13 protein-coding genes are annotated in these 16,634 nt (G+C 62.7%); 4 read left to right on the forward strand and 9 right to left on the reverse strand.

Translation table 11 applies throughout. The annotated features are described in order from the left end of the window. Nucleotides 1-9 precede the first annotated feature (9 nt). The 4 genes from gsiB to PCO31010_RS19235 form a co-directional block, all read right to left on the reverse strand. On the reverse strand, nucleotides 10-1,569 hold the full coding sequence (gene gsiB, locus PCO31010_RS19220) for a glutathione ABC transporter substrate-binding protein GsiB (RefSeq protein WP_150665681.1): 1,560 nt from the start codon (nucleotides 1,567-1,569) through the stop codon (nucleotides 10-12). A 176-nt stretch (nucleotides 1,570-1,745) separates the two neighbouring features. Continuing rightward, nucleotides 1,746-3,632 (reverse strand): dipeptide ABC transporter ATP-binding protein, encoded by a 1,887-nt coding sequence (locus PCO31010_RS19225; RefSeq protein ID WP_150665682.1) that lies wholly within the window; start codon nucleotides 3,630-3,632, stop codon nucleotides 1,746-1,748. A gap of 124 nt (nucleotides 3,633-3,756) precedes the next feature. Further along, nucleotides 3,757-4,713: an isoaspartyl peptidase/L-asparaginase family protein gene (locus PCO31010_RS19230; RefSeq protein ID WP_150665683.1), complete on the reverse strand. Its 957-nt coding sequence runs from the start codon at nucleotides 4,711-4,713 to the stop codon at nucleotides 3,757-3,759. Further along, nucleotides 4,710-5,756 (reverse strand): MurR/RpiR family transcriptional regulator, encoded by a 1,047-nt coding sequence (locus PCO31010_RS19235; protein ID WP_246184687.1) that lies wholly within the window; start codon nucleotides 5,754-5,756, stop codon nucleotides 4,710-4,712. The genes PCO31010_RS19230 and PCO31010_RS19235 overlap by 4 nt, the downstream gene beginning before the upstream one ends. A 470-nt stretch (nucleotides 5,757-6,226) precedes the next feature. On the opposite strand from PCO31010_RS19235, the gene PCO31010_RS26680 reads away from it, so the two are divergent. Next, nucleotides 6,227-6,541, forward strand: a complete 315-nt coding sequence (locus PCO31010_RS26680) for a hypothetical protein (protein WP_174984949.1) — start codon at nucleotides 6,227-6,229, stop codon at nucleotides 6,539-6,541. A gap of 45 nt (nucleotides 6,542-6,586) precedes the next feature. Here the strand turns inward: PCO31010_RS26680 and PCO31010_RS19245 are convergent, their stop codons facing one another. The 3 genes from PCO31010_RS19245 to PCO31010_RS19255 form a co-directional block, all read right to left on the reverse strand. After that, a complete protein-coding gene (locus PCO31010_RS19245; protein WP_150665684.1) occupies nucleotides 6,587-7,144 on the reverse strand; it encodes a YggT family protein in 558 nt (185 codons plus the stop codon). A 64-nt stretch (nucleotides 7,145-7,208) separates the two neighbouring features. Then, on the reverse strand, nucleotides 7,209-8,348 hold the full coding sequence (locus tag PCO31010_RS19250; RefSeq protein ID WP_150665685.1) for an enoyl-CoA hydratase/isomerase family protein: 1,140 nt from the start codon (nucleotides 8,346-8,348) through the stop codon (nucleotides 7,209-7,211). 12 nt (nucleotides 8,349-8,360) lie between these two features. After that, the gene (locus PCO31010_RS19255; protein WP_150665686.1) at nucleotides 8,361-9,494 is read right to left on the reverse strand and encodes an acyl-CoA dehydrogenase family protein; all 1,134 of its coding nucleotides are present in this window, start codon (nucleotides 9,492-9,494) and stop codon (nucleotides 8,361-8,363) included. Nucleotides 9,495-9,975: 481 nt separating this feature from the next. On the opposite strand from PCO31010_RS19255, the gene PCO31010_RS19260 reads away from it, so the two are divergent. The 3 genes from PCO31010_RS19260 to PCO31010_RS19270 all read left to right on the forward strand — a co-directional run bounded on the left by PCO31010_RS19260 (nucleotide 9,976) and on the right by PCO31010_RS19270 (nucleotide 13,641). Then, a complete protein-coding gene (locus PCO31010_RS19260; protein WP_150665687.1) occupies nucleotides 9,976-11,637 on the forward strand; it encodes an AMP-binding protein in 1,662 nt (553 codons plus the stop codon). A 30-nt stretch (nucleotides 11,638-11,667) separates the two neighbouring features. Beyond that, a complete protein-coding gene (locus PCO31010_RS19265; RefSeq protein WP_150665688.1) occupies nucleotides 11,668-12,435 on the forward strand; it encodes an SDR family NAD(P)-dependent oxidoreductase in 768 nt (255 codons plus the stop codon). A 195-nt stretch (nucleotides 12,436-12,630) separates the two neighbouring features. After that, the gene (locus tag PCO31010_RS19270; protein ID WP_150665689.1) at nucleotides 12,631-13,641 is read left to right on the forward strand and encodes an AraC family transcriptional regulator; all 1,011 of its coding nucleotides are present in this window, start codon (nucleotides 12,631-12,633) and stop codon (nucleotides 13,639-13,641) included. Nucleotides 13,642-13,763: 122 nt separating this feature from the next. Here the strand turns inward: PCO31010_RS19270 and PCO31010_RS19275 are convergent, their stop codons facing one another. Together PCO31010_RS19275 and PCO31010_RS19280 are read right to left on the reverse strand one after the other, a co-directional pair. Further along, nucleotides 13,764-15,137 carry an MFS transporter gene (locus PCO31010_RS19275; protein ID WP_150665690.1) on the reverse strand — a complete coding sequence of 458 codons (1,374 nt, stop codon included), beginning with the start codon at nucleotides 15,135-15,137 and terminating at the stop codon, nucleotides 13,764-13,766. Nucleotides 15,138-15,272: 135 nt separating this feature from the next. Then, entirely contained in the window at nucleotides 15,273-16,358 is a 1,086-nt protein-coding gene (locus tag PCO31010_RS19280; RefSeq protein WP_150665691.1) for a porin, read from the reverse strand. Between the last annotated feature and the right edge of the window lie 276 nt (nucleotides 16,359-16,634).

Consider the following 16,634-nt stretch of genomic DNA (forward strand, 5'->3'; position numbering starts at 1 on the left):
GCCGCGCGATTACTTCATCGAGATGTCGGTGAAGTTGAACGAACCGTCAGGCATCGTGTACACGCCGCTCAGGTTCTTGTTGCGTGCGTACAGCAGCTTTTCCGTCACGAGGAACGCCCAGGGCGCATCGTTCCAGATCTTCTGTTGTGCGTCCGTGTACAGCTTCGTCTTCTCGGCGCGGTCCGTCGTGAGCAGCGCCTTGTTGAAGTCCGCGTCGACCGCTTCGTTCTTGTAGTACGCCGTGTTGAACAGCTTCGGCGGGAACGATTCCGAGCTCAGCAGCGGGCGCAGCGCCCAGTCGGCTTCACCCGTCGACGACGACCAGCCCACGTAGTACATACGCACCGGGGCCTTGTCGGGGTCCGGTGCGGACTCGACCAGCTCGACACGCTGACCGGCTTCGAGCGCGCGCACTTGCGCCTTGATGCCGACCTGCGCCAGTTGCTGCTGCACGAACTGGATCACCTTCTGCGCCGTGGTGTACGTATAGGCCGACCACAGCGTGGTCTCGAAACCGTTCGGGTAACCGGCCTCCTTGAGCAGTTCCTTGGCCTTGGCCGGGTTGTACGGCCACGGGCCGGTCTTCGCTGCGTAGTCGACGCCCTTCGGCACCACACCGTCGGCCGGCGTGGCGTAACCTGCGAAGGCCACCTTCACCAGCGCTTCCTTGTTGATGGCGTAGTTGATGGCCTGACGCACGCGCACGTCGTCGAACGGCTTCTGCTTCGTGTTGAAGCTCACGTAGCGCTGGATGATCGACGGACCGGCGATCACGTCCACCTTGCCGCTCGCCTTCAGACCATCTGCCTGTTCATACGGCACCGGGAAAGCAAAACCGGCTTCGCCCGTCTGCATGACGGCCGCGCGCGTGTTGTTGTCCACCACCGGCTTGAAGGTGATCGTGTCGACCTTCGGATAGCCCTTCTTCCAGTAGCCGTCGAACTTCTTCACCTTCACGTAATCGGTGCGGTTCCATTCGACGAATTCGAACGGGCCGGTGCCGACCGGGTGCGAAGCGATGTCCTTACCGTACTTCTTGAGCGCTTCGGGCGAGATGATCACGGCCGACGGGTGCGCCAGCGTGTTGATGAACGGCGAGAACGGCTCCTTGAGCGTGAACTTCACCGTGTGCGCATCGACGGCTTCCGTCTTGGCGATTTCCTTGTACAGGTTGTAGCGCTTGAGCTTGTTGTCCGGGTTCGTCACGCGGTCGAAGTTCGCCTTCACGGCGGCGGCGTCGAAGTTCGTGCCGTCCTGGAACTTCACGCCCGACTTGAGCTTGATCGTGTAGACAAGACCGTCTGGCGAGACCGTGTAGCTATCGGCCAGCACATTGATGAGTTTCATGTCCTTGTCGAAACCGAACATGCCCTCGTAGAACGACTTGGCGACGGCCTGCGACAGCGTATCGTTCGCGTCGTACGGATCCATCGTCGTGAAGGTCGATTGCACGGCCATCACGACATCCTTGGCGGCGAACGCCGGGGCTGCACCGAACACGGCGGACGCCACAGCGACGGACGCGAGCGCGGTTTTCCAGCGAGCGCCCAACAAAACGTTTTTCGACATCTGTCTTTCTCCTTCTGGTCTGACGGGGTCGCCCCGGGCGAGTCGTTCGACTGCGCCACTTGGCGGTCATTATGGTGACAACATGAACAGCAAAAGGTACTGCCTGAAACTACCGGGCGCGAAGCGATCGCACCCGGGGAAAACGGGTTCTGCTTACGACATCCGCGTCAAGCGCATCAGTAAGCACCGGCCACGCGATGGCGCGCGACAAAGTGCCCCGCGCCGACTTCGACCAGCGGCTGCACTTGCGGCTCGTCGCCCAGCGCGCGGATCGGACTCGGAATCTCTTCCGTGAGCAGTTCGCGTTTGGTGTGACGACGCGCCGGATCGGCAATCGGCACCGCCGACATCAGCTTCTTCGTGTACGGGTGTTGCGGGTTCTCGAAAATCGCGCGACGCGGACCGATCTCGACGATCTGGCCGAGGAACATCACCGCCACGCGGTGGCTGATGCGCTCCACGACTGCCATGTCGTGCGAGATGAACAGGAACGCGATACCGAACTCCTTTTGCAGGTCGAGCATCAGGTTGATGATCTGGGCCTGCACGGAGACGTCGAGCGCCGAGACGGATTCGTCGGCGATCACGACCTTGGGTTTGAGCGCCAGTGCACGCGCAATGGCGATACGCTGACGCTGACCGCCCGAGAATTCATGCGGATAACGCTGAGCATACTCGGCGGGCAAGCCCACGCGCTCCAGCAATTCGGCCACGCGCTTTTCGGCTTCGGCGCCGCTCGCCACACCATGCACCAGCAGCGGTTCCATGATCGAGAAGCCCACCGTTAGACGCGGATCGAGCGACGCGAACGGGTCCTGGAAGATGAACTGGATATCGCGGCGCAGCGTCTGCAAGGCACGGCCTGCGAGATCGTGAATCGGCTTGCCGCCGAACTCGATGGAGCCGCCCTGACTGGCGACCAGACGCAGCAGCGCACGGCCGGTCGTCGACTTACCGCAACCCGATTCGCCCACGAGGCCCAGCGTCTCGCCGGGATACAGATCGAAGCTCACGCGCTCAACGGCGTGCACGCGTTGTTTCACGCGTCCGAAGAGGCCCGATGGCACGTCGAAGCGCGCGATGAGATCCTTCACGCGCAGGATCGGACCGGCGTCCGTCTTCACCGTCGGCTGGGGCGTTTCGGCAACAGGCTTCGCATCGGGTGGTGCGTCGTAGCGCAGCAGCGGGAAGCGTGCAGGCAGATCGGTGCCGTGCATCGAACCGAGACGCGGCACGGCCGAGAGCAACGCCTGCGTGTAGCGCTCGCGCGGTGCGGAGAAGATTTCCGCCGACTTGCCTTCCTCGACCTTATCGCCGCGATGCATGACCAGCACGCGGTCGGCTACCTCGGCCACCACCCCCATGTCGTGCGTGATGAACACCACGCCCATATGCATCTCGTCCTGCAACGCGCGAATCAGTTGCAGGATCTGCGCCTGAATGGTCACATCGAGAGCTGTGGTCGGTTCGTCTGCAATCAGCAAACCCGGCTTGCACGATAGCGCCATCGCGATCATCACGCGCTGACGCATGCCGCCCGAGAGCTGGTGCGGGAAACGGCCCAGCACGCGGCGCGCTTCGGGAATACGGACGAGTTCGAGCATGCGCAGGGCTTCTGCGCGCGCGGCGGCGGCGTCCTTGCCCTGGTGCAGACGAATCGACTCGGCGATCTGCTCGCCGACCGGGAACACCGGGTTGAGTGACGTCATCGGCTCCTGGAAGATCATCGCCATGTCGGCACCCCGGATGCTGCGCATGGTGTGGCCACTTGCGCGCGTGAGGTCGACCAGCTTGCCGTTGCGACGGCGCATGATCATCGTGCCCTGCGTAATGCGTCCGCCACCGTTTTCCACGAGACGCATGGCGGCCAGCGACGTCACCGACTTGCCCGAGCCGGATTCGCCGACGATGGCGAGCGTCTCGCCCCGGTCGACGTGGAAGGACAGGTCGCGCACGGCCGTGACCACGCGCTCGGAGGTCGCGAACTGCACGGAGATGCCGCTCACGTCGAGCACACGCTCGTCGGGCAACGAAATGGTTGGGGTTGTCTTACGCTCAGCCACGCCTGTCCTCGCTAATCTTCACTTGCCGAATCTGTTGCCAAGGGCGATGCCGTCTCCGGTGTCGCCCTGTCCTGCCTGCCGTCCGGAGACGTCAGGCCTTATTCATTGACATTAGTCGCGGACGTTATTCGTGAATGGCCGTCACCGGCGTCTCGCCGACACGGGCCACCCCGCGATACATCCCTTCCGTGTTGAACGGCAGCGCCACGTTGCCCTGTGCATCCACGGCGATCAGACCGCCGCGGCCATCCACACGCGGCAGACGCTCGCGAATGACGCGCTCGGCCGCATCGGCCAGCGAGAGACCTGCGTAGGCCATCAGCGCGCCCACTTCGTAACACGCGACGGCGCGAATGAACGCCTCACCCGTGCCCGTCGCCGAAACGGCGGCCGTGGCGTCGTTCGCGTAACAGCCCGCGCCGATCAGCGGCGAATCGCCCACGCGGCCAATGGCCTTGTTCGTCATGCCGCCCGTGGAGGTCGCTGCGGCTATATGGCCGTGCATGTCGCAGGCGACTGCGCCGACCGTGCCGAACTTCGTGTCCGGATCGATGGGCTCTTTCTTGAGCGGCATATCGTGATCGAGCGACACCGCAGCACTCGCCAACGCGCGCTGCAACTGGGCATAGCGCGCTTCGGTAAAGAAGTACTCGGGATCCACCAGTTCGGCCCCGTTTGCCGCAGCGAAGGCTTCCGCGCCCTCGCCCACGAGCAGCACGTGCGGGCTGTGCTCCAGCACCGAGCGGGCCGCCAGAATCGGGTTGCGCACACGGTGAACGCAGGCAATGGCGCCGGCGTCGAGCGTCGTGCCGTTCATGATCGCGGCGTCGAGTTCGTGCGTGCCTTCGTGGGTGAAGACCGCACCACGTCCGGCATTGAAGCGCGGGCAATCTTCGAGGTGCTGCACGGCCACGGTGACGGCGTCGAGCGCCGAGCCGCCGGCCGCCAGCACAGCCTGACCGGCGCGCAGCACTTCGGCCAGGGCCTCGTGATACGCCTTGAGTTCTTCGGGCGACGTGTCGCGGCTGATCGTTCCGGCACCGCCGTGAATGGCGATGACCGCGCGTTGGGCGTGGCTCATGATGCGTTGTCCTTTCTGTCCAGACTGACGGGCGTCGCGCTGGACGCCGTGCTGGCATGACTCGAATGTCGGGATGCGGTCTGATGGACCGGATTCGGTGCGCCCAGCGTGCTGGTCGTCGCCGCAGCGGCGGCGTTCGACGGACTTTGCGACGCAGAGTCGATCCACGGCAGCAGGAAATCGGTCAGTTCGGTAGCGCGGTCCACCGCGTGTTTCGCGCGTTGCGCGACGGCGTCGCAGATGGCATCGATCATCGCCAGCACGCTCGCCTCGGAGTTGCTCGACAGGCGCGGCTTGCTGCGCACGAAGAGGACGATATCGCCCAGCGGTGCCAGCGGCGACGTCGGACTGTCCGTGAGCACCATCACCGACACGCCACGCCCGCGCAGGCGACGGCACAGCGTCACCGTGTCGGAGACGTAGCGCGGGAAGCCGAGCGCGATCACCAGATCGCCCTCGCGCAGTTTGAACAGTTGGCGTGCGGCATGCGTCGATCCGCCTGCGCCGACGACCGACTGCACGTTTTCACAATAGGGATCGAGACCGTGATGCAGCAGACCGGCGAGATAACCGCTCGCTCCCAGTCCCAGCACGTAAATGCGGTGCGCTTGCAGAATCGACTCGATGGCGCGCTCGCACGTACCGGCGTCGAGCGCGCGGCGAGTCCAGTCCAGATTCTCGATGGCCTGTGCAAGGGACGCGGCCATCACGTCCGCGCTGTCGCTCGCCTGTGCCTTGCTCGTGCGCAGGCTTTCGATAGGGGCCAGCGTCGCCTCGTAGCCGCGGACCATCGCCGCACGGCATTGCGGGTAGCCGTCGAAGCCGAGCGCGCGGGCAAAACGGTTGACGGTCGCGAGCGACACGCCGACGGCGTCGGCAAATTCGTCGATGCGCATGGTCGCGGCACGAAACGTATTGTCGAGCACGAACGCCGCCATGCGCTGCTGCGCGGGCGTCAGTTCGGGCATGGCTCGCACGATGCGCTCAGTGAGCGGCAAGTCGGCGGGCAACGAATCGGCGTCGATCATGAAAATGAAATGCATCCATCCTTCGGAGTGAAGGAAAGTATATTTTCATCGGCACCCCGTCAAAAGAAAAAAAATAGTTCAAATGCTGCCGGTCGAGCCTTCAGCACAGGTGTATTTCTCCTCCATAGCCCGCAAACCCTGTCAAAACAAGGGGGCATGACCTCCGTCATACGTAAAAAGCGGGCATACTAGGGGAAACCCGAATGCACGAACTTGCCGGCGGCTTTGCGATCCGACGCTGAAGTACGGTTTCACTGCGCGTCGGTTCATAAGCGTCGCGCAGCGTCACTCAGATATCGCTTCGATATCACTCAATCGTCAGGTAACAGATTCACAGGACAGTCACTGGACCGCCTGGGGAGGCTTGGTCGGAGGCGAGTCGTAACGTGCAGTAAACATGGCGTAGTCGCGGGCTTACATTCGTCCGTTACTGTGACCGAACGAATCGCGCCGACGCGAAAGCTATCGCCTCAAGGAGCATGACCATGCTGAGCCCGCATGAAATCGCCACGCTGTTGCTGGCGGCCGCATCTCTGGGCCCCATCGATGCCGATGCGCTGGAACCGCCCGACCTCGCCGCGCTGGAACAAGCGCGTCTGGTGCATGTGGCGATGGACGAGGGACAAACGAAAGTGAGCGTGACCGAAGACGGCCACAGAGTGTTGCGTCGTCTTGGATTGGAACGTTCGGGCGGAGAGCGCATGGAAGCGCCGCGTCTGGCGACGACTGCCGCGCGACACGCGGAGCCTGGCATGAGAGACGTTGCCAGTGAGGGAACTGTGACGCCTGAGGCATCCTGAGTGCCGCAGGCAGCAACGCTGCCCGCGAACACGAACGTCAATGCGTCAGAGCATCGCGAAGAAGAGGCTTAAGCGCGCGAGGACGATCAGCAGAATCTGCATCAGCAGGAACAGCGCCAGCGGCGAAAGATCGAAGCCGCCGAGCATCGGAATGACGCGGCGAAGCGGGCGCAGCAGCGGGTCAAGCAAGTGCTGGAGAATCGGCATCGCCGTGGCACGCGGATTGACCCACGACAGCACGGCCATCAGCAGCGTGAGCCACATCACCAGATTCGCGCCCCACTTGGCGACGAGCACCAGCGCCACCAGCAAGCCACGCGGGAACACCGTGACCGGCGACACCCCCACCACGGCCGTGATCAGTACCAGATAGAGGATCGCCGCGATCCACGCGCCGATCACACATGCCCAGTCGATCCCCCCAACGCCCGGCACGACACGCCGCAGCGGCAATACGATCCAGTTGGTGAACTGGAACACTCCTTGAGAGAGCGGATTGCGCGGGGGCAGCCGAGTCGCCTGCATCCACACACGCAAAAGCAATAAAGCGCCGAATAGCGAGAAAACAAGGTCTAGCAGCAGACGGGCGATTTCGACGAGCATCTGGACTCCAACGGATTGTGCGGTCCCCCGCAAAACCGGCATTGTCGCATGCGTTTGCCCGAGTTCAATCCCTGCCTAGCGCATTCAGTGGATGCTCCCCTTCCGGCCACGGTGAAACGAAGAAGGCATCGACCTCAGTCGTCGGCACGTCGTCCAATGTGGCGAAGCGCCAACGGGGTTGCTTGTCCTTGTCGATCAGCAGCGCACGGACGCCCTCGACGAAATCGCCGGACGCGAATGCGTGATAGCCAAGCACCAGCTCCATCCGGAAAGCGTCGGCCAGATCGAGGCGTCGCCCCTTCTGTAATTGCCGGTCGGTCACGCACAGACTGAGCGGAGAGCGTTGGCGAAGCAGCGCCAGTGTCTCGACCGCCCACGGGTTATCGACGTCGTCCGTCAGCGACGCCACGATGCCCGACACGTCAAGGGCGCTGAAATGCCGGTCGAGCGACGCTCTTACGCCAGCAAGCGGCGCGGCGTCCGACGACGTATGCCCCAGCGGCACAATAGCGGCGCGCAGACGCGCGAGCAACGCGTCGTTACCGTGATCTGTGGCGCTCGCATCGTCCTTGGACCATTCGAACTTCAGGAGCACTTCGCGCAGTTGCGCCAGGGCATCGCCTTCAAGCCAGACATCGGCGAGTCCGCAGTAGAGCGCATCGGCCGCCGCAATGGTTGCTCCGGTCAGGCCGAGATAGCGCGCCAGCGTCGGCGCAAGATGCCCGAGGAACCAACTTGCGCCGACATCGGGGAACAAGCCGATGGCCGTCTCCGGCATCGCAAGCTTCGTTCTGTCGGTCACAATGCGTAGCGCCGCACCCTGCGCGACACCCATGCCACCGCCCATGACGATGCCATCGAGCAAGGCGATATATGGCTTCGGATATCGGTGAATCAAATAATCGAGCTGATACTCGTCGACGAAGAACGCCTGATGCGCGTCAGCGTTGTTCACACGACTGTCGTATAGCGCGCGGACATCGCCGCCAGCGCAGAACGCCTTCTCCCCCGCCCCTTCGATCAGCACCGCCCGCACCATGGGGTCGTCTTTCCACGCCCTCAGTTGTCGCCACATAGCGCCCACCATGCCGTGGGTGATGGCGTTCAGCGCCTTCGGCCGGTTGAGCGTGATCACACCGAACCCGTTGATCACGTCGAACAACACTTCGTCTTGCGCCTCGACAGCGCCATCGTGCAGATTCACTTGCCCTCCTCCTCAATCCAGTGCGCGGGCGATCACCTGCCGCTGGACTTCGCTGGTGCCTTCGTAGATTTGCGTGATGCGGGCATCGCGATAGAAGCGCTCGACCGGATAGTCCTCCAGATACCCGTAACCGCCGTGAATCTGAATGGCATGCGTGCACACCCACTCCGCCAGTTCCGACGCGAAAAGCTTTGCCTGCGACGCCTCCGTCAGGCAGGGCAAGCTTTGTGTGCGCAGCGCTGCTGCGTGCAGGATCAGGAAGCGCGCCGCGTTGATGCGGGTCGTCATGTCGGCCAGCATGTTGGCGATACTCTGATGCTCGCGAATCGGCTTGCCGAATTGCTGACGCTCGTTCGCATATTGCAGCGCCGCCTCGAACGCGGCGCGCGCCACGCCAAGCGCCAGCGCCGCGATCCCGATGCGCCCACCCTCAAGGTTCGATAGCGCGATTTTCAGACCCTGTCCCGGCTCACCCAACATGGCGTCCTCGCCGACCTCACAGTCGACCAGTGTGATCGGACAGGTGTCCGACGCACGAATGCCCAGCTTGTGCTCGGGACGCCCGACCTCGAATCCCTTCGTATCGGTCGGCACGATGAAGGCCGAGATGCCACGCTTGCCCGCCGCAGGATCGGTCACTGCAAACACGATGGCCACTGCCGCGCGCTTGCCATTCGTCACGAACTGCTTGTTGCCGTTGAGCACCCACTTGTCGCCCCGACGCTCGGCGCGCGTCTTCAGATTGCTGGCGTCCGACCCGGCTTGCGGTTCGGTCAGACAGAACGCCCCGATCTTGCGGCCTGCCGCCAGATCCGGCAGCCAGCGCGCGCGCTGGGCGTCGTTGCCGAACTTCAGGATCGGCGCACAGCCGACCGAGTTGTGCACGGACATCATCGTGGCCGTGGAAGCGCAACCTGCCGCAATTTCTTCCATCGCCAGCGCATACGCCGTGTAATCGGTGTACGAGCCACCGTACTGTTCAGGCACCATCATGCCGAGCAGGCCAAGCTCGCCCATCTGCGCGACCATCGCGTCGGGCAAGGCACACTCGCGGTCCCACTGCGCTGCGTTCGGCGCAAGCTGCTCGCTGGAAAACGCACGCGCCATGTCGCGAATCATGCGTTGGTCTTCGGTGTAGAAATCCATGTTCTGTCTCCTGCGCCGTGACGTTATCGGAACGTTATCGGGAAGAATCGCGTTAAGAATCGCGGTAAAAATCGTCGACGTCTTTCGCCTATCGATAGGTCCAGTGTAGGGATCGCGCCCCGTTGGCACCATAGCCAAAAACGGCAAATTGGATGAGCAGAATTGCCATCGGAATCGTCTGTATTGGGCTCGGGACAAACCCTCATGGCCGCAAGGAATCGCCGCAGGCCTTACCGGACAACGCCCAGGGTACGCCTGACGCGGGGCGATATCCCCTGTTTGCGGAGTGGATAAATCCCTCACGAACTCTGACCCGATTGGACATTGCCTGCCGCCAACGCCACCCATTACGATGAATTTCCCCTTGCCCGCGAGCGTCGCACCCGAGAACAGACGGTGCCGCGGGCGGTCGGCGAAGCGCTCGGAGGTCACTGCATCGCAGGCGCGCTGCCGACCGGCATCGGACTACAGGAGACAACCCATGACTGCGGATTACGCCCAAGCCTATGAGGCGTTCGACCTCGACGCCACCGTGCGCGCCACGCTGGACGGCAACCTCGACGCGATGAATGCCTGTGTCGAATGTTGCGACCGCCACGCCCTGCCCGGGCGCATCGCTCTGTTCTGGGAAGGCAAGGACGGCACGAGCCAGACCTGGACGTTCAAAGTGCTGCAAACCCTGTCGGCGCGCTTCGCCAACTTCCTGCGCGAACAGGGTGTGCAGCCCGGCGACCGTGTCAGCGGCCTGCTGCCTCGCACGCCGGAATTACTCATCACGATTCTCGGCACCTGGCGCGCGGGCGCGGTGTATCAGCCGCTCTTCACGGCGTTCGGGCCGAAGGCGATCGAACACCGTCTGCAAAGCGCACAGAGCAAGCTCGTGATTACCGACGCGACCAACCGGGCGAAGCTCGACGAAGTCGCCAACTGCCCGCCGGTCGCGACGGTCGGCGGCCCTCGCGGTCAGGGTGTGCGACGCGGTGACTTCAGCTTCTGGCACGAGGTAGAGCACCACGACGAGGTGTTCGACCCAGTGATGCGCCGGGGCGACGATCCCTTCATGATGATGTTCACTTCTGGCACGACGGGCGCGGCCAAGCCGGTAATGGTGCCGCTGCGCGCGATCATGGCGTTCATGGGCTATATGCGCGACGCCGTCGATCTGCGTACGACCGACACCTTCTGGAACATTGCCGACCCGGGTTGGGCATACGGGCTGTACTACGCCGTCACAGGACCGCTCGCGATGGGGATTCCCACGACGTTCTATGACGGGCCGTTCACCGTCGGGAGCACGTACCGAATCATCAACAAGCTGGGTATCACCAACCTCGCCGGTTCACCGACGGCATTTCGTCTGCTCATCGCTGGCGGCGAAAAGGCGGCGACTCCCGTTAAGGGGCGGCTGCGCGCCGTGTCGAGCGCCGGTGAACCGCTGAACCCGGAAGTCATTCGCTGGTTCGCCGAACATCTCGGTGTGACCATTCACGACCATTACGGCCAGACGGAACTGGGCATGGTGGTCTGCAACCATCACGCGCTCTCGCATCCGGTGCAATCGGGAGCTGCGGGCTTTGCCTCGCCGGGGCACCGTGTCGTGGTGCTCGACGACGAAGGCCGGGAGTGCCCTGTCGGCCAGCCGGGCGTACTCGCGCTGGACCGCAAGCAATCGCCGCTGATGTGGTTCGGCGGCTACTGGGAGCGGGAGACGCCTGCGTTCATGGGCGACTACTACCTTTCCGGCGATACCGTCGAGCGCAACGCCGACGGCAGCATTAGCTTCGTTGGACGTAACGACGACGTCATCACGTCGGCGGGCTATCGCATCGGTCCGTTCGACGTGGAAAGCGCGCTGATCGAACATCCCGCTGTGGTCGAAACGGCCGTAGTGGGCAAGCCGGACCCCGAGCGCACGGAGCTGGTCAAGGCATTCGTCGTGCTGCACGCCCAGTTCGCGCCGTCGGACGCCCTCGCCCGCGAATTGCAGGAACACGTTCGCCATCGACTGTCGACGCACGCGTATCCGCGCGAAGTCGAATTCGTGACCGAACTGCCCAAGACGCCGAGCGGCAAGCTTCAGCGCTTCATTCTGCGCAATCAGGAAATCGCCAAGGCCGCGCAAGCGTCGGCCAATGCGGCCTGAGCGCCACCTTTTACTTATTCGGGATTCGCAATGCAAATCAAGGACCGTGTCTTTCTCGTCACCGGCGCATCGTCTGGGCTCGGTGCAGCAACCGCCCGCATGTTCGTCGACGCAGGTGCCAAAGTCGTGCTCGGCGACATCAACGCCGAAGCCGGTGCCAAACAGGCCGACGCGCTGGGCGAGGCCGCGCGCTTCGTCGCGACCGACATCACGCGCGAAGACGATGTGCAGCGCCTCGTCGACACGGCGAAAAGTGCCTTCGGCACGCTGAACGGTGTGGTCAACTGCGCGGGCATGGTCATTGGCGAGCGCATTCTTGGCAAGCAGGGACCGCACCGGCTCGAGAGCTTCGCGCGCGTCATTAACGTGAACCTGATCGGCACGTTCAATGTGCTGCGCATTGCGGCTGCGGCGATGGCCGAGGGTGAAGCGGATGCCGAAGGCGAACGCGGCGTCGTCGTGAACACCGCATCGGTCGCAGCGTTCGACGGGCAGATCGGTCAGGCGGCGTATGCGGCGTCCAAGGGGGGTGTCGCCGCGTTGACCTTGCCCGCCGCGCGTGAGCTGGCGCGACTGGGCGTACGTGTCGTGACCGTTGCACCGGGGATTTTCGAAACACCGATGATGGCTGGCATGACACCCGAGGTGCAGGCTGCGCTCGGTGCGTCGGTACCTTTCCCGCCGCGTCTGGGACGTCCGTCGGAGTACGCCGCACTGGTGCGACACATCGTCGAGAACACCATGATCAACGGCGAGGTCATTCGTCTTGACGGCGCATTGCGCATGGCACCGAAGTAAGCCCAGGGAAGTCTCGACGTCTTAGGCTGCAATCGAAACGCTAAGTCCACCAACCGCGCCAAATCTGCCAAATCCGCGATTTCGGAATACTCCGATCAGCGTTTCGGACGGCGACGGAAGCGCCGACAGGGGCCGCACTGCTAGAATTCCTGCGTCCCCCTGCTACGGCATTCCGCCGGCTCCGATTCGCGACGCATGGAAAAAGGCAGTATTTCGATTCATTTTGTGATCAACGCATTGGCGCACGTCGAGCGACTCGGCGGCGATCCAACGGCATTGCTGCGCGCCGCGGATATCGCCCCGTCGTTGCTCGCGCATCCTCAGGGGCGTGTCTCGGCGGATCGATACGCGCATCTGTGGCGGCTGATCAGTCTCGCACTGGACGACGAGTTCTTCGGACAGGATTCGCGACGCATGAAGGTCGGCAGTTTTGCGATGCTGTGTCACAGCGTCGTCGCCTGCCACACGCTGGAACAGGCGTTGCAGCGTGCCTGCCGCTTCATGGGGTTGTTGCTCGACGATCTGGAGATGCATCTGGTGCGCGACGGCGCACTGGCCCGGCTTGAAGTTCATGAGCGGCCGGATGCAAAAGCGCCGCGCATCTTCGGACACGAGACGCTGCTGATTCTCTTCTACGCCCTCACCTGTTGGCTGATCGCACGGCGCGTGACGTTGGGAACGGCGTACTTTGCCTTTGACGAACCGGTCTACAGCGAAGAGTACCGAACCATGTATTCGGCGCGGTTGGTTTTCGGTGCTCCGCATACCGCTATCGAATTCGACGCTGCCTGTCTGGACTTGCCGGTCGTGCAAAACGAAGTCACGGTGAAGGATTTTCTGCGGGCCGCGCCGGGCAACATCATCCTCAAGTACAAGAACACCAAGGGGATGGTGGCGCGGGTGCGACGCAGACTGAAGACCATGCCGACCGACAGCTGGCCCGCGTTCGAAGCGTTGGCGGGCGAGTTTCACACGACCCCGTCGACGTTGCGCCGGCGCTTGGAAGACGAGGGACAGTCATACCAGTCGATCAAGGATCAGTTGCGACGCGATCTTGCGATTCACGCGCTGTGCCACACGTCCAAGCCGATGCTGGAAATTGCGCTGTCGTTGGGCTTCGCCGATCCAAGCGCGTTCTTCCGGGCGTTCCGGAAATGGACGGGGGCGCGTCCGGGAGATTACCGGCGTCAGGCGGTGGAGGCCTGACGCGGAACGATCTCCCCTGAACCGACCTGCTCCGCACTGTCCGCCGCGATCCGTGAATGGCCAATTCGATGGCGGACCAGTCGGTGCCGCCATCATCCGCCAAACGGACGACGGTGGCGATCTCAGGCCGCGCGGGCCTTCCCGGTCACGGCAGCACTTTGACCTTCCTTGCCGTCATCGTCATCGTCGTCCAGTTCGATGCGTTTGACTTCGCCGAGCAACAGCAGGTAGCACAGCACCCCGGCGATGGCGAAGATGCTGATGAGACCGAGGGCCCAGCCGAACGAGCCTGTCGCTTTGACGATGAAGCCAATCGCGATGGGCGTGATGATGCCCGAGAGGTTACCGGCAAAGTTCACCGCACCGCCGGTGATGCCGACCATGCCCTTCGGGGCAATGTCTGCCACGAGCGACCACGACGCCGACGCCACGCCTTGCGCGAAGAACGCGAACGACATGATGGCGATGACGAGCCAGTTGGCGTCCGTGAGTACCGTGAGCGACATCGTCGGCACCAGCAGCAAACCGGTGACGATAGGCGTCTTGCGCGCCGTACCGACCGCCACGCCGCGACGCAGCAACCAGTCCGAGAGCAGACCACCGCACACCACGCCGATGGACGCCGCGACGAACGGCACCGACGTCATGCCACCGGCCTTGAGCACCGTCATGTGACGTTCGGTGATCAGGTAGGTCGGGAACCACGTCAGGAAGAAATACAGCGACGAGAGCGACGCAAATTTGCCCACGCATATCGCGATAATCTGGCGATTACGAAACAGCGCCAGCAGCTTGCGCCACGGGAATTTCTGCGCCGTCGCAGGTTCCGCCGATTTCACTTCGACGAGCGCCCCGCCGCTACGAATATGTTCGAGTTCTGCGGCGTTGACCCACGCGCACTTGTCGGGATCGCGATAACCGACGAACCAGACACCAGCCCACACGATGCCCAGCAGACCCGTCGCGTAAAAAATCTCGCGCCAACCCCACGTGTGTGCAATCCAGAACAGCACCGGCGTGAGCGCCGCCATGCCGATGTACTGGCCGACGAGGTAGACGCTCGTGGCCACACCCCGCTCACGTTGAGCGAACCAGATCGAGACCACGCGGTTGTTCACCGGGAACGTCGGGGCTTCTGCAATGCCCACGCCCAGCCGCATACCGAAGAGCGTGGCGAAGCGCGACGTGAAGCCTTGCATGAACGTCAGCACCGACCAACTGAGGATGGCCACACCGTAGATCGCGCGCGTGCCAAAGCGGTCGATGACCCAGCCACCGGGAATGTTGGCGATCACATAGGTCCATGCGTACGCCGAGAAAATGAAGCCCAGTTCGACCGGCCCAAGACCGAACTCCTGCTTGAGCATCGGGGCGGCGACCGAGAGATTGGCGCGGTCGACGTAATTGATGACCGTGCCGACGAAGACCAGAAAGAGCATCCAGTAGCGCACACGCGAGGGGCGCTGGGAGGATGTGGGGGGCAGAGAAACTGACATGTTGAATCTCATAATGGGCGGCGACCTCATACGAACGCCACCGAAAATCCTGCAATCACCAACATCGCCGACATCGTCGGCACCGAACGAATTCGGCGCCGACAATACCGACGATATCGAGGCTTAGCCGCTACCTCAGAAGCTGTGATACATCCCGACGCGCAGCAGCATCTGATCGTGATTGCTCGATGCGCCGATCGGATACGACGCGGCGTGGTTATTCCCCGTCGCGCCGATGTACGTCACTTGTGCCTGCAACTGCGTACGCTTCGAGAACGAATACAGGTCGCCCGCTTCGATCTGGTTGTAGTGCGTGTGGTTGAACGACGAGTACGAATAGCCCAGCGTCAACGCGTTTGCTTCCGTGACGCGGTATTCCGTGCCCACGTCGTAGTTGAACATGTTGCCCGAGCCGCCCGGCGCACGAACTTCGCTGCGCGTATAGAGCGCGTGCACGTTCCAGCGCGACGAAATGCGGTACGAAGCGCCGATGCCCGTGTTGTTCACAGCATCCGACTGGAACAGCTTCGTGGCGGAAAGGGCCGACTGACCGAAGATCGACGAAATGCCGAGACGCGACGAGAAATCGAACGTCCGCTTATTGATGCTCACGTAAGTGGCAGCCATCGACAGCGCGCCGTTGTCGTACTTCACGTAGGCACCGGCCGTGCGCCCTTGGGCATTGCCGCCAGCGAAACCGTACATCAGACCGCCCGTCAGTCCGTGGAAGCTCGTGCTGTTCCACTTCACTGCGTTATCGATCTGCGACGAGTTCGCCAGATTGTCGAGGTTACCGGGGTGATAGGCATACAGATTGTGCTGCCAGAAGCCGTTCGAGAAGCGGATCGAGACGTCTTGCATGAAGTCTGTCTGGTGCCCGATCGATACCGTGCCGAAACGATCGCTGGCGAGACCGACCCACGCCTGACGATTCCACTCGACGCCGCTATTGATCAGCGCACCGGAGCTCGTGTTGAAGCCCTGTTCGAGTTGGAAGATAGCGGCGAGACCGCCCCCGAGATCCTCGCGTCCCTTAATGCCGAAGCGGTCGGGTTGACCGATCCCGGCGTCCATTTTGAACAGACGTCCGCCGCCCTGATTGCTCACATAAGTGAGGCCATCGTCGACCGTCCCGTAAATCTGTAATGAATTACCAGCGGCATGTGCCGCGCCAACGCATGCCAATAGGCAGGCTGCGCCGATACTGCGTCTCTTCACCATCCACTCCTGTTTGCCTCTGATGCCCGGGGCTATTGACGCCCTTTGCCGGCACGCTCGACGTTATTCCCAACGTCCCGGCTGCCGCATCGTTATTGTCTTACCTATGAAACAATGATTAATAGGTGAGACAATTATGTCGAAGTGGCTACTGTGAGACAAGCAGAAAATAAGTAAGCATTTATTGATGTTGCGCAAATGCTAATGACAAAGGTGACGCGCGTCTGCGGGAAAAAATAGGGGAAAGGCACGACTGCGACGTCCGGGCGGGGTCGATCA

The organism is Pandoraea commovens (assembly GCF_902459615.1).
Taxonomy (GTDB): domain Bacteria; phylum Pseudomonadota; class Gammaproteobacteria; order Burkholderiales; family Burkholderiaceae; genus Pandoraea; species Pandoraea commovens.

Coding starts and splice junctions, on each gene's coding strand:
- gsiB (WP_150665681.1), bottom strand. CDS start 1,569: ATGTCGAAAAACGTTTTGTTGGGCGCTCGCTGGAAAACCGCGCTCGCG.
- PCO31010_RS19230 (WP_150665683.1), bottom strand. CDS start 4,713: ATGAGCCACGCCCAACGCGCGGTCATCGCCATTCACGGCGGTGCCGGA.
- PCO31010_RS19235 (WP_246184687.1), bottom strand. CDS start 5,756: ATGCATTTCATTTTCATGATCGACGCCGATTCGTTGCCCGCCGACTTG.
- PCO31010_RS26680 (WP_174984949.1), top strand. CDS start 6,227: ATGCTGAGCCCGCATGAAATCGCCACGCTGTTGCTGGCGGCCGCATCT.
- PCO31010_RS19245 (WP_150665684.1), bottom strand. CDS start 7,144: ATGCTCGTCGAAATCGCCCGTCTGCTGCTAGACCTTGTTTTCTCGCTA.
- PCO31010_RS19255 (WP_150665686.1), bottom strand. CDS start 9,494: ATGGATTTCTACACCGAAGACCAACGCATGATTCGCGACATGGCGCGT.
- PCO31010_RS19260 (WP_150665687.1), top strand. CDS start 9,976: ATGACTGCGGATTACGCCCAAGCCTATGAGGCGTTCGACCTCGACGCC.
- PCO31010_RS19265 (WP_150665688.1), top strand. CDS start 11,668: ATGCAAATCAAGGACCGTGTCTTTCTCGTCACCGGCGCATCGTCTGGG.
- PCO31010_RS19270 (WP_150665689.1), top strand. CDS start 12,631: ATGGAAAAAGGCAGTATTTCGATTCATTTTGTGATCAACGCATTGGCG.
- PCO31010_RS19275 (WP_150665690.1), bottom strand. CDS start 15,137: ATGTCAGTTTCTCTGCCCCCCACATCCTCCCAGCGCCCCTCGCGTGTG.
- PCO31010_RS19280 (WP_150665691.1), bottom strand. CDS start 16,358: ATGGTGAAGAGACGCAGTATCGGCGCAGCCTGCCTATTGGCATGCGTT.